The sequence below is a fragment of the Sinorhizobium meliloti genome, from assembly GCF_017876815.1.
GTDB classification, from domain to species: Bacteria; Pseudomonadota; Alphaproteobacteria; order Rhizobiales; family Rhizobiaceae; genus Sinorhizobium; species Sinorhizobium meliloti.
The window spans coordinates 1,240,862-1,255,949 of sequence record NZ_JAGIOS010000003.1; the positions used below are offsets into that span (position 1 = coordinate 1,240,862).

At 62.1% G+C, this 15,088-nt stretch carries 10 protein-coding genes and 2 pseudogenes; 5 read left to right on the forward strand and 7 right to left on the reverse strand.

Going from position 1 to position 15,088, the window contains the following annotated elements:
- Positions 1 to 105: 105 nt before the first annotated feature.
- A pseudogene (locus JOH52_RS35625) lies at positions 106 to 337 on the forward strand (ribbon-helix-helix domain-containing protein).
- A 133-nt stretch (positions 338 to 470) separates the two neighbouring features.
- Here the strand turns inward: JOH52_RS35625 and JOH52_RS32480 are convergent.
- From JOH52_RS32480 to JOH52_RS32490, 3 genes are all read right to left on the reverse strand, one after another.
- Complete coding sequence (locus tag JOH52_RS32480) at positions 471 to 1,118, reverse strand: glutathione S-transferase family protein (RefSeq protein WP_017265759.1); 648 nt, start codon at positions 1,116 to 1,118, stop codon at positions 471 to 473.
- Positions 1,119 to 1,225: 107 nt separating this feature from the next.
- Positions 1,226 to 2,002 (reverse strand): aminoglycoside nucleotidyltransferase ANT9, encoded by a 777-nt coding sequence (locus JOH52_RS32485; protein WP_014530908.1) that lies wholly within the window; start codon positions 2,000 to 2,002, stop codon positions 1,226 to 1,228.
- Positions 2,003 to 2,133: 131 nt separating this feature from the next.
- Positions 2,134 to 4,167, reverse strand: a complete 2,034-nt coding sequence (locus JOH52_RS32490; RefSeq protein ID WP_014530909.1) for an aldo/keto reductase — start codon at positions 4,165 to 4,167, stop codon at positions 2,134 to 2,136.
- A gap of 358 nt (positions 4,168 to 4,525) precedes the next feature.
- Here JOH52_RS32490 and JOH52_RS32495 point away from each other — a divergent pair, with 358 nt between their 5' ends.
- The 3 genes and pseudogenes from JOH52_RS32495 to JOH52_RS32505 all read left to right on the forward strand — a co-directional run bounded on the left by JOH52_RS32495 (position 4,526) and on the right by JOH52_RS32505 (position 8,361).
- Entirely contained in the window at positions 4,526 to 5,704 is a 1,179-nt protein-coding gene (locus JOH52_RS32495; RefSeq protein ID WP_014530910.1) for an ROK family transcriptional regulator, read from the forward strand.
- Positions 5,705 to 5,889: 185 nt separating this feature from the next.
- Positions 5,890 to 7,134: a GGDEF domain-containing protein gene (locus tag JOH52_RS32500; RefSeq protein WP_017265757.1), complete on the forward strand. Its 1,245-nt coding sequence runs from the start codon at positions 5,890 to 5,892 to the stop codon at positions 7,132 to 7,134.
- Positions 7,135 to 7,774: 640 nt separating this feature from the next.
- A pseudogene (locus JOH52_RS32505) lies at positions 7,775 to 8,361 on the forward strand (DUF6969 family protein).
- 61 nt (positions 8,362 to 8,422) lie between these two features.
- Here the strand turns inward: JOH52_RS32505 and JOH52_RS32510 are convergent.
- The 4 genes from JOH52_RS32510 to JOH52_RS32525 all read right to left on the reverse strand — a co-directional run bounded on the left by JOH52_RS32510 (position 8,423) and on the right by JOH52_RS32525 (position 13,820).
- Positions 8,423 to 9,235 carry an SH3 domain-containing protein gene (locus JOH52_RS32510; protein ID WP_013845212.1) on the reverse strand — a complete coding sequence of 271 codons (813 nt, stop codon included), beginning with the start codon at positions 9,233 to 9,235 and terminating at the stop codon, positions 8,423 to 8,425.
- A 106-nt stretch (positions 9,236 to 9,341) separates the two neighbouring features.
- Positions 9,342 to 9,608, reverse strand: coding sequence for a hypothetical protein (locus tag JOH52_RS32515; RefSeq protein ID WP_020479365.1), 267 nt, complete (start codon positions 9,606 to 9,608; stop codon positions 9,342 to 9,344).
- Between the two features lie 33 nt (positions 9,609 to 9,641).
- Complete coding sequence (locus JOH52_RS32520) at positions 9,642 to 11,348, reverse strand: peptidoglycan D,D-transpeptidase FtsI family protein (RefSeq protein WP_014530915.1); 1,707 nt, start codon at positions 11,346 to 11,348, stop codon at positions 9,642 to 9,644.
- A gap of 33 nt (positions 11,349 to 11,381) precedes the next feature.
- Positions 11,382 to 13,820 (reverse strand): penicillin-binding protein 1A, encoded by a 2,439-nt coding sequence (locus JOH52_RS32525; RefSeq protein ID WP_014530916.1) that lies wholly within the window; start codon positions 13,818 to 13,820, stop codon positions 11,382 to 11,384.
- Positions 13,821 to 14,130: 310 nt separating this feature from the next.
- On the opposite strand from JOH52_RS32525, the gene JOH52_RS32530 reads away from it, so the two are divergent.
- Complete coding sequence (locus JOH52_RS32530) at positions 14,131 to 15,015, forward strand: LysR family transcriptional regulator (protein WP_014530917.1); 885 nt, start codon at positions 14,131 to 14,133, stop codon at positions 15,013 to 15,015.
- Positions 15,016 to 15,088: the final 73 nt, after the last annotated feature.

Below are 15,088 nucleotides of genomic sequence, written 5' to 3' on the forward strand. Positions count from 1 at the left end.
TACAAGCCCGAGCGGCCGTTGGAAAGTGGGGCGTTCGCATGCGCATTTGCCGCGTTGTGCTCGCGAGTTCTTGCCAATTCCTGCCAAACCCTATGGTCTTGTCGCATGGGCACGATAAACATTTCCCTGCCGGACCAGCTAAAGAGCCTCGCAGATGAGCAAGTCGCCGGACGAGACTGTGGGACTAGCAGTGAGTATATCCGGGAATTGATACATCGAGACCAGGAACGCCTCGTACTGCGCAGGCGCCGGAGCCTCGTCGGCACGGACCGTCCCTGCCCACGCGGATTACTTCACCAGTCTGCGCGACCGGACCCGTGGTCTGCAGGGCAAGTGAAGAAAGTTTCCCCGGGGACTAGCCCGCAGTACCGCTTGTAAGTAATCGGCCGACGCCGCTTGGCCAACCGTCAAGCTCCAGGCGCACGGCTGCAAGCACGCCGCGTAAGGCACTGGGCGAGCGCGGACTTTCGTCAGGCGGTCGGTGCGGCGGTGAAAACCGCCAGTTGAGCGACGAAAGCGCGCTTGTATGCGGGCCGCGCTTTGCCGCGGGCCACATAGGCCGAGAGGTTCGGATATTCCTCAAGTATGCCCGAGCCCTCCAATCTGCGCAGCACCGTCACCATTAGGAGGTCACCGGCGCTGAACGCCCCGTCGAGCCAGTCGGCGTTGCCAAGTCGGCCGGAAAGTTCGCCCAGCCGCTCGCGGATGCGTTCGTCGATGAAGGGCAGGCGCTGCTCATACCAGGTCTCGTCTTCCAGGTACTCGGCGACCTCGCGATCAACGATCGGCGGCTCCACGGTGTTGAGCGCGGCGAACATCCACGTGATCGCGCGCGCCCGGGCATTCGGATCGTCCGGCAGCAGGCCCGCATGGCGCTCCGCGATATGGAACACGATGGCCCCTGACTCGAACAAAGCGAGATCGCCTTCTTGATAGGTAGGAATCTGCCCGAAAGGATGGAGCGCGAGATGCGCGGGTTCCTTCATCGCCTTGAACGAAAGAAGGCGAACGCCGTAGGGCTGGCCCACTTCTTCGAGCGCCCAGCGAACGCGCATGTCACGCGCCATGCCCTGGCCGCCATCGGGCGACCGCTCAAAGGCGGTAATGGTAATAGTCATGCTGCTCTCCATAGCTTGTCCGTCTTGAAGACGGCCGGCTAAACGAGATTCCGACACCCTGATACCATAAAGCGGAAGAAGCTTCTTGGCAGCTTCCGACCCAAGCTTCATAGGAGTTCTAATACCCGCTGGCGCAGAAATGTTGCCGTCCGCTCGGAAGCAGCCTGCCGATTTTCCCAGTCGTCCCTGACCTTGCCCAGATAGGCCTCACGCGCATGGATCAGCGTGCCAGCCTCCTGATCAGGCATCTGGTCTGCCGCCCATGTCGCTGCAGCATCCTTGGTGACGAAGTCGCCGGTGGTTGATGTACGCCACATGCGCGCAAGCGTCAGCAAGACGTTCCGCTCGTCCCCCTGTAGACTGTCGATCAATAAGGGGAGTGCATCGCGCATGGCGCGGCGAACTTGTTCCGGCGGAATCGAGGGCAGAAGCTCCTTTGCATCGGGGCCGAACAGTGGAACGGCCTCTTGTCGGGCCTGGGCCAGCACCAGCGTATTTTCCGGATCGGATATGGGAACCGGGAGTTCTTCGGATTCAAAGGCCTCCCGCAACCATTCGCCATAGATGAATTCAGCCCGAACAGGAAAATTCGGTGTGGCAATATCTGCCCGCAGAAACACCATCAGTTCGATGCATCGGGGAGTTCCGACCGCACGCGGATGACGACCGGAAATCCGCAGCAAAGCCGCCAGAAGATCGCGACGCTGTTCGTCGGCCAGGGGGCAGTCGACGATGGCGAGGAGGTCGACGTCACTCTGCGGTCGCAAGCCACCCGAAACTGCCGATCCATGCAGATAAACCGCAAGAACCGCCTCCCGAAGAATGCTGCGGATGGTTTCTGTCGCTGCCAGTGCCTGGTCAATCTGCTGTCTGTCCGCTCTCATGCTGGGCTCGATATTCTTGGAATATGGCAAGGAAGCGTACCAAGCTGTTCAACTGATATGAAGACTCCTGTGGTGCAAAGCAGACCTCCCACGCGCAGCCGGCGCCGGAATTGGGCGCAGATTCGTTTGGATCAAGCCGCGCTCGACTCGCCCGGGTCACCATCGCGCAGCCACTGCACGTCACCCGGGGAGAGCGTAACCGAGAAAGCATCCAGGCTGTGGTTGAGCTCGGCGAGCAAGCACGGGCCGATCAGCGGGATGACACGGCCTTTCTGCGCCAGAACATAGGCGAGCGCTATTTGAATGGGGTCTTTGCCGAGCTTGCGCCCGAGTGCGATCGCCCGGTCTCGCCGAGCGAAGTTGCCTTCGGAATACCAGGAGCGGGCGAGTTCCATATCGTCCAGCTTGCCGCGGCCTGCACGGTCGGTGAAGAAGCCGCGCGCCTGGCTCGACCAAGCGAAATTGGTGACGTCATTTTCCTCCAGCCAGCGCATCCAGGCGTCGTCCGAGGACGAGATGCAGCCAGCCCAGACCGGCTGGACCATCTCGGCCAGCGAGAAATTGTTGGAAAGCACGCTCGGTTTCGTCTTGCCCGCACGCTCGGCGTAGGCGATTGCCTCTTCGAAGCGTTCGCGTGTCCAGTTCGAACCGCCAATCGGGCCGCGGATGCGGCCGGCCGCCACCTCCGCGTCCATGGCGTCGACGAATTCGCCGACGGGGATGTCCGGATTGTCGCGGTGCATGAAATAGATGTCGACATAATCCGTGCCCATTCGCTCGAGACTGGTCGTCAGTTGCTTGCCGATCACGTCCGGATAGCACAGCGGACTGTGCGCGCCCTTGGCGATGACGACCGTTTCCTGGCGAACGCCGCGGCTGCGCATCCACTCGCCGACGAGCCGGTCCTGCACGCCATTGCCGTAGAGAAACGCCGTATCGACCAGATTGCCGCCCGCCTCGAAAAAGGCATCGAGTACGATGGCGGCGGATGAGAAGGTCGAAAACTCCATGAGGCCGAGCGCAGCAAGCGAGATCTCCTTCTGCAGGCCGTCGATGCGGCCGCTCCGCACGAGACTCGTCTTGCGGCCAAGCTTGTCGCCGCGCACCGTCCGGGTCCGCATGGTGTGTTTCTCGCCTTCGTATTCCAGACCGATCGCCGCACGCCACTTGTCCATCACACGCAGATTTCCGAGTGTATCGGCCCGGCTCATGCCCGGATATGCGAACTCCGTGCGACCCGCCCGGATCGCGTCGCCGGCGGCCTCGACCTCGAAGCTGTAGAGATGGCGCGGCTCGACGAGCGGGACTTCCTCCTGGCGGCCGTCGGCGTGGACAATGCGGATGATGCTGGTGCCTCCCTGCTTACCGCCCGCGAACCAGAATTGATCGACCTCGATGCGGCCTTTTGTGCCGAGGATCCGCAGCACGTTTTCCTGCTCGAGAGACACCGAGCAGGAAAGCTCGGCGATGATGCCATTCGGGAAGGAGAGGAGAGCAGAGGTCCACTCGTCGACGCCCGTCCGGCCAAGATGGCCGAGAGCCGTCACCTCGGTCGGCTCCATCACGCCCGATGACGTGCCGATGCCCGCAATAAGGCGTGCCATGGAGGTGGTGTAGCCGCCCACGTCCAGTATGCCGCCGCCCGCCATTTCATTGGAGAAGAGGCGCTGCCCCTCATCGAAGGGCAGCTTGGCAAAACCGAAGCTCGACTGGATCTTGCGCACGTCGCCGACCATGCCGTTCTTCACGAGCTCGACGATCCTGGCGGTCAGCGGGTGAAGCCGATACATGTAGGCTTCGGCCATGAAGGTGCCCGCCTTGCGGGCGGCCTCGAACATGGCGTCCGCCTGCGCTGTCGACAGACCCATCGGCTTCTCGCAGAGCACGTGCTTGCCCTTTTCGGCGGCCTTGATCGCCCATTCCGCGTGAAGCGGATGGACCGTTGCGATGTAGACCGCATCGATTTCCGGGTCGTCGATCAGTGCATCGTAGCCATCGACGATGCGCGCGCCCGGGAAATCCTCCGCAAGGCCGGACTTTGCCGGATTGCGGGCGCCGATCGCGACGACCTTTCCGTTGGCGCATTGCAGCGCGCCGGCGAAGAAGTCCTTCGCGATGGTGCCGGGGCCGAGAATGCCCCAGCGGATCCTGGTCGGTTCGTTCATATCGTACCTACTTTGGTTTGGTTTGAATGGATGGCCTTACATTGGAAACCCGCTCAAGGCGGTGGAAACACCGGCGGTGCCTTGAGGAACGTACGTCGGGACAGGCCGCGCTCAATCCAATTGAAAGTCACTCGATAATCCTCCCTGGAATGGCTCGATCAAGGCGCTCGCCCCGTCTCCTCCCAGGGCTGGCCGCCGGCAAAAAGGATCCCCGCGCCGGCGACGCAATGCGTCGCCTGCATTCACTGTAGGGATTTCTGCATTTCGGCCGATCGCGGGTGATGCCCGGTTGATCGGCGCGCTCAGTTATGCATAGTCGGGAGTACGAGGCAATATTTAATTTACAAAATAAAATAATATGGGCGACGTGAGAACCAAGGGTGACCAGAGCACCACGCGTGCGATGAACCGCCGGCTTATCCTGAACCTGCTCCGGCGCGAGGGCGCAAAGAGTCGTGCCGAAATAGCCGCCGCCACGGGCCTGAGTCCCGCGGCCGTGACCTTCGTGGTGAGCGACCTCATCGAGGAAGGATTGCTCATCGAAGGTCAATCCGTAGCCGGCGCACAGGGCCGGCGTCCGATTCCGGTCGCAATCGATTATGCGGGCGGCGTAGCGCTGGGCTTCAAGTTGATGGCAGGCAGCGTCGAATGCGTAGTAACTGATTTAGAGACGACACCGCTCGCTTCACTGCGGCTGCCGCTGCCGGCGCATGATCCCGATACGATTGCCGAGGCCCTCGCCGCAGCGGCGCCGAAGCTGGTTGCACTCGCCAACCGGCCGGCCGCCCGGCTCGCCGGGATTGGCATCGCTATGCCCGGGGTCATCGACAACCAGCGGGCGGTTTGTATCCGGAGCAATCGGTACGGTTGGGACAATGTACCACTGGGCGATCTCGTGGCGAGCCGGATCGGGGTTCCCGTTTGGCTGGAAGACGACACCAATGCCTATGCGATCGCCCAGCAGCTTTTCGGCCTCGGACGGCATTACCAGACCATGGGTGTGCTTGCGATCGGGGTAGGGGTAGCCTGTTCTTTGGTGCTGGATGGTAAGCTTTATCGCGGTGCGCACGGCGCGGCCGGCAAGTTCGGCCATTTCCCGCATTTGGAGGGCGGCAGACCCTGCGAATGCGGCAAGCGCGGCTGCCTTATGTCCTACTTCTCAGAGCCGGCGATGCTTAAAACCTGGCACGAACGCAGCGGCCGACCGGAGACGGACGGACGAGCCGAAATGGTCGCCGCCATCGCCGCCGGCGACAAGGCCGCTCATTCGGTCATGCGTGAAGCGGGTGAAACTTTGGGCCGGCACCTCGCCGGTCTGATGAACGTCATCGATCCGGAGGTAATCGTGGTCGGCGGCGAAGCAGTCGCCTACGGCGACGCGCTCTTCGGACCCTTGCGAGCGACCCTTGAACGCTTTGCATTCCGTCAAGCACCGCCTGTTCTACTCGATTGGGAGGACGATTCCTGGGCCCGGGGTGCCGCGGCGCTCGTCACTCAAAAGCTATTCGACTTCGAGACAACGGCGGGCAATGCCTGAGCGCGCCTTAATCGCGGCCTCGCACCGTAGCCGCCACGTCTTCCAATGCTCGCGGCGACCACTGCCACGATTTGCCATATGAAATGCAACTCGCGAGTTCATCCGCCGGTGATCTTGCCAGCAGGAGGTGCTCCCCTAGATGGGCAAGGATGGAACTTCAGGAAAGTGCAGTTGCTGCCAGTCGCATGAGCGCCTCCCCGCAGGTGCGGTATCAGCCGCGCAGCCCGGCTGTCACGGCCGAAGTGGAGCGCCTTCTCGCGGGCCGCACGCGTGACATCCGTCTCAGGGGTGAGCTCGGTCGCCTGTTCCAGGAGCGTTCGTGGTCGCGGACGGCCAAGATCATTCGCGCGTGGATGATATGGGTGACCTTGCTGGACGTACTGACGTTGGGTCTCAACGCGATCTTGCTGCCGAAGGCGGTCGCGCTGTCCATGCTTCCGCCGGCCTGCCTTCTCCCGCCCGCGGCTCTGGCCACCGCCTTCATCTGGCGAAAGCCGCGCGGCGTCTGGCTGCAAAGAGTGTCTTTGCTTGCAGGCTTGTTCCTCATCCTCCTGTCGGTTGCGCTGGTTGGCGTGAGCGCGGGCGGCGAGTTCTATGAACGGCACTTGAACATCATGCTGTTCGTCGCCATCACGGCCATCATCATTTTCGCAATTCCTCTGGCCTGGACGATGACCGTCGCCTCTTTCGCGCTCGGCCTTTACCTGATCTTTCAGTTGCAGAATCCGGGCCTGGAGAGGGGCAGTGCGGTGGCTGGGACGCTGTTTTTCGCCAGCGGGATTATCGCGACCGTCGTTGCCCGACGTACGATAACGATCCTCGCCCAGAAGACCTTCCTTCTCGAGCTTCGCGACATGCGGCGGGTGGCGGAGCTTGCCGACGCCAATGCCCGCCTCGAGCGCCTCGCCAAAACTGATCCCCTGACCGGGATCGCCAACAGGCGCTGGATGATGGAGACGCTCAATCGTCTCTGGAGCTCAGGCGCGGAGCGGCGGCCGGGTACCGCCATGCTGATGTGCGATATCGATGACTTCAAGAGCCTGAACGATCGTCTTGGTCACGCCGAGGGTGACCGATGCCTGGTGAAAGTTGCCGGGATAATTCAGAGCAGCGTCAGGCGAAACCGCGACCATGTAGCCCGCTACGGCGGTGAGGAATTTCTCGTAGTGCTTCCGGGCGCCAATGAAGAAGCTGCGGTGGCGACGGCTGAACGTATCAGGGCAAGCGTCGAAGCCGCCTCCCTCCCGAACCCCGCATCCCGTGTAGCGCCTTACGTCACCCTCAGCATTGGCGTAGCGGCGCAGGCGCCGGGTGAAGAGATCGTTGCGCCGGAGAAGCTTCAGAACCAGGCCGACGCGGCACTCTACCTGGCCAAACAAGCGGGCCGCAATCGCGTGGTGCTCTACCAGCCCGATCTGCCGACCGTATAGCGGCGCGACGAGAGCGGGATTAGGAAAGGTCCGCTTTGACGCCGGTATGCAGGTGCCGGGACGAGGCGCGCGGCGCGCAACGCACAGGGCGCTGGGCCTTTGTTGTCGCCGGGCCGGTCCAGAGATCGGACAAAGTGGCGCTGAGAGCAGAATCTCATTCGTGCGGATCCCGCTGAACAGAAAGAATTTTCCAAAAGTTACGCGATCGCGGGCCGGCCATTCATTCGTCGGCATCTGGATGCGTCCGCTTTTCGGTCTCGACGGGTTCAAGAAGAAATGACGACAAGGAACACGCTTCTTTTCGGTGCAGCGCTGGCGGCGACCGCCGCTGTGGCAGTCGATCACCACAATCATCCCGTTCCGCGCGCCCAGCCGGGGGTAATCTCCGACTCGGCAGGAGGGGCAGCGCCCTGTGCCGCAGGTGCCCCGTGCTCCGCTGCCGCGCCGTGCGCCGCCGGCGCTCCGCTCGCAGCACCACCTCCACCACCCGCGCCAATGCCGTCCGCGCCTTGTGCCGCGGGAGCGCCCTGCGCCGCGGCGGCACCGAAGCTCGCGCCTCCGCCGCCGCCGGCTCCCCTGCCGACCGAGGGGAAGAAGCTTCCGCCGCCTCCGCCGCCCGCTCCCTTGCCGGTACAGGGAAATGGCTGAGGAAGCCGTAGAACTCGCGCGCCGCGAGATCGCCTACTGCGAAACCTTGCTCGCCAAGGGCGGCCTCAACGTGCTCAGCGAGACCTTTCGCGACACGGCTGAAATCAAGGCCTGGGACCACTACCCGACCGGCGATGTGTTCGACCCGACGAGCGGCGCGCAGTGGTTCTATCACTGCCACCCGGCTGAAGAGGGGGCGGAAGAACACGGCCATTTCCACTGCTTCTTGCGACCGCAAGGACCGCAAGGGCCGATCCACCATCTCGCGGCCGTCGGGGTTGACGCTCACGGGCGCCTTCTGCGGCTTTTCACGGTGAACCAGTGGTGGTCGGCGATGACTGGCTCGGCGCGGAAGGCACGATCGCTCTTTTGCCGCGCTTCGACGTGCAGATGCCGCGGCCGTCTTATCTCGTGAACCGTTGGCTGACGGCAATTTTCACCGCCTACGAGCAGCAAATAACCGAACTGATCCGCGAGCGTGACCGCGCCTTGCTCGCACACCGCCCGCCTGAAGGCGTCGAGGCGCGCCAGGACCGTGCGCTGGAGGTCACTTCGGAACTCAAGCTCTCAGATCGATAGGTATACCCGACCCCTTGCGGCCGACGCGCGGTGGCGGCATTTCAACCGCTCCCGGGCCGCATTAGTTCGGGCAGCCCGGTTCGCCCGGTTGGCAGACTGGTCGCTGCGGTCTGCGACGGTCACTGTCACCACCGCGGTTACGATTGTCGTCGCCGCGGCGGATGACGCGATCGCCATTATCACCCCGACGTTCGAAGTTCTGGCGGTTGCGATCTCCGCGGTTGCGCAGTTCACGGTCGGAGTCCGGCTGCGTGTCGACATTCGGCCTGCGGCTGGGCGCGCGATCGAGACCGGGTAGGCGGTCCGGACGATCGTCAAAGTCCCGGCGTCTTTCAGGGGTGCGGCTAAAATCGGGACTCCGCTCCAATCTCCGGTCGAATTCCGGGCGCGGAGCCGGCCGCGGCTCGAAACCAGGTCTGCGGCCGGGCGGCCGGTAAGGTTCCGCGCGGCGATCCGGGCTGCGATAGAAGTCTGGTCCGCGGCGCCAGCGGTCGCGGTCGCGATAAAAATCGCGGTCACGGTAGTGGCGATCCCAATAGCTGCCGAAGCTGAAGACAACGACGGGAATACCGAGCGGGCGATAGTATCGAGGCCCGACCGAAATGCGGCGCTGTTGATAAAGTGCTTGGATATACCGTCCATGCACCCAGCCACGACCGTCGTAGAACTCCACGTCGCACCATGGCACGTCGGCAAGACAGCCGTAGATTTCAATGGATTCGCCGGCCGGAATCACGGTGACCGCCGGATATGCTGTGCTTGGGCCCGCGCGCATATTGACGTTCGCCGTCGCGAAGCCTTCTGCCGCCTGAGCGATGGCCGGAGCAAGCACGAGCAGCCCGGTCGTGACAATTTTCAAAAGCGTGGATTTCATGTTTTCAACTCCCTGGAGGCATGCATGGTGCCACCACATCCGGAATTTGATTTGCTTCGGGTTTTTTCCGGTTCCCGGGCATCGTCGGAGCGCCTGCCGGCTTGTGTCAGGCGGCCACAATCCTCTTGTCTTTTAATGGTTTATAGCGCCTTTTGCATGAACGCAGCTTGAACGCTGGGGCCGCGACCCCCCGCATGAAGCCGATGAGCTTGACGACGGACGCTTCGAGTCTCTTCAGCGCCTGTGCCTGGCAGAAATGGGCTCTGAGCGCGCCGAGCCTGCCAGGGAGCATCCACGGGACGTCGGTAAAATGCGCGTCACACGAAACAGTAAGGGCGGGCACGAAACCCAGCCGCAATTGAATGAGGATCATCCAAGCGACGACCGTCCCGCGAGCATTCACATGTCAGTCGCTTGACGAATCATCTACGGACGGTTCTCCCGTCGCGACGGGAACGGCTTCGGCACTTGAAGGGGATGGAAAAACGGGCTTGAGGAGCATTGGGAGGATGCGATGCAAGAGGGCGCCGCCGAGCGGCACGGCATTCCACCCGGAGGTGCGGTTGCCATAGGTTTCCGCCAGGCCACGGGGCTCGTCCAGGAGGGTGAGCAGCAGGTACCTGGGATTGTCCGCCGGTACGATGCCCATGAAGGACGTCACGTTGAGAACCTTGGAATAGCGGCCCTGGACCACCTTTTCCGCCGTGCCGGTCTTGCCGCCGATTACGTAGCCGGGGACATCGGCCTTCGTGGCTGAGCCGACGGCGGCGTTGAGGCGTAGGAGGTGGCGTATCGCCTCACTGGTGTTCGCAGACAAGAGACTCTCCGCTATGGTCCGTTCGGACACGGGACTGTCTTTTATGAAGGTGGGCCTGATCAGCCTTCCGCCGTTCGCCAGAGCGGCGACGGCCATGCTGGCTTGCAGTGGCGTGACGGCGATCCCGTGGCCGAAGGAAACCGTTGCCGTGGTCACCTCGCTCCAAGAGGATGGCCGCAGCGGTGCGGCGCTCTCCGGCAGCTCGGTCGCAAGCCGAGACAGAACGCCGAAACGTCCGAGAAAAGTCCGCAACGCTTCGGGGCCGAGCGTCATTGCCATTTTCGCCATGACGATGTTCGAGGAGTGAATGAAAGCTTCGGGAACGGTGAGCGGCCTATATTTCCCGCGATAGTCATGGATGCGTTGCCGGCCAAAGCTCAAAGGTCTGCTTGCATCCACGACGGATTCGAGATCGAACCGGCCCGACTCCAGCGCCATTGCCGTCGTCAGAGCCTTGAAGGTCGATCCCATCTCGAAAACGCCGGCGGTAACGCGATTTATCCGGTCGGGCTTGAAGGCATCCACGGGATTGTTCGGGTCAAAGGCCGGATAGGAGGCGAGCGCCAGTATTTCGCCATTCGTGACGTCGAGGAGGAGCCCGGCACCCGCAGCAGCTCCGAATTTCGTGACGGCTTTACCGAGTTCCTGCTCCATGGCGTACTGAACGCGCAGATCGATTGAAAGCTCGACCGGCTGGAGATCACGCCCTTTAAGGGCAAGGCCGGCGCCGCGTAGGTCGGCAAGCCAGTTTGCATCGATCCATTTTTCGATGCCGGCGATGCCGAAATTGTCGATGTCCACGGCGCCAAGGATATGGGCAGCCAATGAGCCGTTCGGATAGAGCCGTTGATTTTCTGGCCGAAAGCCGACCGCCGCCAGTCCCGAATCGATGACCGCCTGCTGCTTGTCCGGAGGTATCTGCCGCTTGATCCATGTGAAGGCATCTTTGCTACGGAGGCGAGAGTGGAGTTCGCCCGCGTCGAGTTCCGGGAAGATCGCCGTGAGTTTCTCGACCGCCTCGTCCAGATCGGGAATCGATCGCGGCTCGATGTAGAGTGACGCGATCGGAATGTCGGTCGCGAGCAACTGCCCATTCCTGTCGACGATTGCGGGTCGTCCACCTGGAGCCCTGTCATAGGGGAGGCGGGTTTCGCGGCCTGCCTCTTCCTTCATACCGAGTTGCACAAGTCGTATGAACGCGCCGGCGAAAATGGCCGCAAATGCTGCCATAATGCAGACGATGCGTAACCGCCTGCTGCGTGCCCTGCTCCGCAGGGCGAAGGCGTGCTTCCTCATTTCGATCCCTCGACGAGATAAGAGGCAATTGGCTCAATAGAGGCCGTGGGGGGCGGTCAGAAGCTGCTCGCGCAGCGCGGCAGGGAATTCGGCTCCCTCCGCTCCGAACCCGTCTATGACGGGACATTCCGTCAAGCACGGCCCGGTTCCCGGTTTGAATACCTCGACAGCCGAACCGGGATCTCCTGAAGCGGCTCGCTTGCCCGTGCGGCGGTTTACGCTCGCGAAGGTCAAGCCTTGCGGAACGGGAAAGTCCACGGCAGGTCTGCCGCTCATCGCCACCTTCATGAACTCAATGAAGATCGGGGCCGCAAGTCCGCCGCCCGTTTCGCCATAGCCCATCGGCTTCGGTGCGTCGTAGCCCATGAAGATGCCGGTCACGAGCGTCGGGGTGTAGCCGACGAACCAGACATCCTTCTCGTCGTTGGTGGTCCCGGTCTTGCCGGCGACGGGGGCGCCGAGCTGCGACACTCGGTGCGCCGTTCCACGCTCGACCACGCCGCGCAGCATCGATGTCACCTGATAGGCCGTCATTGGGTCGAGCACCGGCTTGCGGGTGTCGCGAAGCACCGGCTCTTCCTGATGCAGCCACTTTGTGGCGTTGCATCGATCGCAGGCGCGATCGTCGTGACGGAAGATCGTACGACCGTGACGATCCTGGATGCGGTCGATCATCGAGGGCTGCACGGCGTGTCCGCCATTGGCGAGGACCGCATAGGCCGAAACGAGCCGCGTCAGCGTCGTTTCGCCGGCTCCGAGCGACATCGGCAGGTAGGGAGCGAGCTTATCGTAGAGGCCGAAGGCGCGGCCGTATTCGGCAACGAGGTCCATGCCAAGATGTCGGGCGAGGCGCACCGTCATCAGGTTGCGGCTCATCTCAAGCCCTGTGCGCAGAGTGGAAGGACCGCCGAATTTTCCATCGTAGTTCTTCGGTTTCCACAGACGGCCCGCCCCGTCCGGCATCGAAAAGGGTGCGTCCATGACCAGCGTCGCCGGGGTGTAGCCGGTATCCAGTGCGGCCGCGTAAACGAACGGCTTGAAGGCTGAGCCGGGCTGACGAGATGCCTGCGTCGCACGATTGAAGCGTGACTGTGCAAAGGAAAAACCGCCAACGCTCGCCAGCACGCGCCCTGTATTCGGGTCCATCGACACGATCGCGCCCTGTACTTCCGGTATTTGGCGCAGGAGATAACCGTTTCCCGCCTTCTCGACATAAATGACGTCCCCTGGCGAGAGGACCTTGTCGATGGAGTCGACCTGCCTAATCTTGCCTCCGGCAGCAAGCTTCAATGCCCAACGCATGGTATTTCTGCCGATAAGGCCCGTTTCAGGGCTGGTCGCCGAGTGCTCGGGACTAAGCTTTGCACGGCGCAGTCCGATGCCCACACCTGCATCGGAACAGGAGAGCACCACGGCGAGCTGCCATTCCTTCACATCCGTGAATGTCTCGTGCTTAGCCAACGCCGTCGCCCAGTCTCCGGAAATGTCGATATGCGCGACCGGCCCCCGAAAACCCCGCGCTTGGTCGTAGTCGACGAGGCCGGCGCGCAGCGCCATCAGCGCAGCCGCCTGAAGGGTCGGGTCAAGCGTCGTGCGCACGGAAAGCCCGCCATCATAGAGAGCCGCCTCGCCATATTGCCCCGCGACTTCCCGGCGCACTTCCTCAACGAAATAGTTTGCCTCTGCCATGACGGGGTTTTTGGCCTGAGGCTTAACCCCGAGAGGTCTCGCCATCATGTTGCTTGCCTGCGCGGCGCTAACGAAGCCGTTGCGTTGCATCTGGCCAATCACCCAGTTGCGCCGGCTGGCCGCGCGTTCGGGATGCCGGTGCGGGTTGTAGTTGTTGGGTCCCTTCGGCAGGGCAGCGAGATACGCTGCCTCGGCAACGGTCAGCTCGTTGACGGACTTGTCGAAATAGGTTAGCGCACCGGCGGCGATGCCGTAGGCCCCGAGCCCCAGGTAGATGTCGTTCAGATAGAGCTCGAGGATTCTGTCTTTGCTGAGCGAGTGCTCGATGCGGATGGAAAGCGCCGCCTCCTTGATCTTGCGTCGAAGGGTGCGATCCGAAGAAAGCAGAAAGTTCTTGGCAAGTTGTTGCGTGATTGTCGAGGCGCCGATCAACGGTTGGCCGGAACCCAGGTTCACGGCATTGGACCAGGCAGCCTTGACGACACTCAGGACATCAATTCCGGAATGGGAGTAGAAGCTCTTGTCTTCCGCCGAGAGAAAGGCTGCCTTCACGCGCTCGGGGATCGCGGCGATGGGCAGATACAGACGCCTTTCCCTGGCGTATTCGGCAATGGGCGTTCCGTCATACGCGTAAAACCGTGTCATGAGCGCCGGCTCCCATTCTGCAAGCTTGCGGTGATCCGGCAGGTCGTTCGCGACTTCCCACAGATAAACGGCGCCGATGCCGAAGATACCCAGCAATGCAGCCGAGGTGATGCCGAAGATATAACCAATGAGCTTCATGCTGATACCAATGGTTCAGACCAGACAAAAACTTGACACAAGGAATAGGCGCCGTCCGTCGCAGATGCCGCGAAGGTCGTGATTGAATGCATAGAGCGGGATGAAGAAAGTGTGCGGTTTTCTGCTCGAAGCCCGATCTAACCTATTGGAATCGATCACTTTCATGATTTTAGGTCGACCCGGCCTAAGATCATCGTGATCTTGTGTTGCCTTGAACTGCGGGGAGAATGGCAGAAGCGATAGCACTCGACAAACGAGCAATCTTGCGGCTAGGCATGAATCAGATTTGGCCTTAACCGAAACTGATTCCATGGAACTCCCAAAACTGCCCCTCAATGCATTGCGTGCCTTCGAGGCATCGGCGCGGCACTGCAGCTTCACCCGTGCGGGACTGGAGCTACGGGTTTCGCAGACTGCAATCAGCCATCAAGTGAAGTCGCTCGAGGATCTGCTTGGCGTCAAATTGTTCCGCCGGCTGCCCAGGGGCCTTGCCCTCACCGATGAGGGGTCGGCGCTTGCCCCGGTAATGAGCGATGTATTCAAGCGCATGTGCGCGACCCTAAGCCGTTTCGAGGAAGGAAACTTCCACGAAGTCGTGACCGTTGGCGTCGTCGGCACTTTTGCAATTGGGTGGCTCATGGAGCGGTTGCCGGATTTTCATGATGCACATCCGAACCTCGACCTGCGCATCCTGAGCAATAACAACCGCGTCGATCTGGCCGGCGACGGTCTCGACTTCGCGATCCGGTTCGGCGACGGGTCGTGGCATGGCACGGACGCAATGCACCTGTCGGCCGCACCGCTATCGCCAGTCTGCTCGCCTCAGATTGCCGTTCGGCTGAAGGAACCGGTCGACCTCGCTAGAATCGAGCTGTTGCGTTCGTACCGATCCGATGAGTGGGCGCAATGGTTCCGGGCAGCGGGAGCCCAGCCTCCAATCCTGCGCGGCATGGTTTTCGATACCTCGCTGGCGCTGGCAGAGGCGGCCGCCCGGGGCTCAGGTGCAGCCCTTCTGCCGATAACCATGTTCGAGCATTATCTCGAGAGCGGGCGTCTGGTGCAGCCTTTCGACATCACGATTGCAGCGGGTGACTACTGGCTGACATGGCTGAAGTCACGCCAGTTCACCAGGGGTATGATCGCGTTCAAGTCGTGGCTGAAGCAACAGTTGCCCGACCCTTCCGGCGTGCTATAGGCGGCAGCGTGGCGGCGAGGTAGGCACGCCTGCTCTCGCGATCTCTGCCTTCAAGCTGGTCGCCGCGCCCTCA

Bases quoted from the DNA above. Each gene is read 5' to 3' on its own strand.
- JOH52_RS32520 (WP_014530915.1), bottom strand. From the start codon at position 11,348: ATGAGGAAGCACGCCTTCGCCCTGCGGAGCAGGGCACGCAGCAGGCGG.
- JOH52_RS32495 (WP_014530910.1), top strand. From the start codon at position 4,526: ATGGGCGACGTGAGAACCAAGGGTGACCAGAGCACCACGCGTGCGATG.
- JOH52_RS32480 (WP_017265759.1), bottom strand. From the start codon at position 1,118: ATGACTATTACCATTACCGCCTTTGAGCGGTCGCCCGATGGCGGCCAG.
- JOH52_RS32515 (WP_020479365.1), bottom strand. From the start codon at position 9,608: ATGATCCTCATTCAATTGCGGCTGGGTTTCGTGCCCGCCCTTACTGTT.
- JOH52_RS32500 (WP_017265757.1), top strand. From the start codon at position 5,890: ATGAGCGCCTCCCCGCAGGTGCGGTATCAGCCGCGCAGCCCGGCTGTC.
- JOH52_RS32485 (WP_014530908.1), bottom strand. From the start codon at position 2,002: ATGAGAGCGGACAGACAGCAGATTGACCAGGCACTGGCAGCGACAGAA.
- JOH52_RS32510 (WP_013845212.1), bottom strand. From the start codon at position 9,235: ATGAAATCCACGCTTTTGAAAATTGTCACGACCGGGCTGCTCGTGCTT.
- JOH52_RS32525 (WP_014530916.1), bottom strand. From the start codon at position 13,820: ATGAAGCTCATTGGTTATATCTTCGGCATCACCTCGGCTGCATTGCTG.
- JOH52_RS32490 (WP_014530909.1), bottom strand. From the start codon at position 4,167: ATGAACGAACCGACCAGGATCCGCTGGGGCATTCTCGGCCCCGGCACC.
- JOH52_RS32530 (WP_014530917.1), top strand. From the start codon at position 14,131: ATGGAACTCCCAAAACTGCCCCTCAATGCATTGCGTGCCTTCGAGGCA.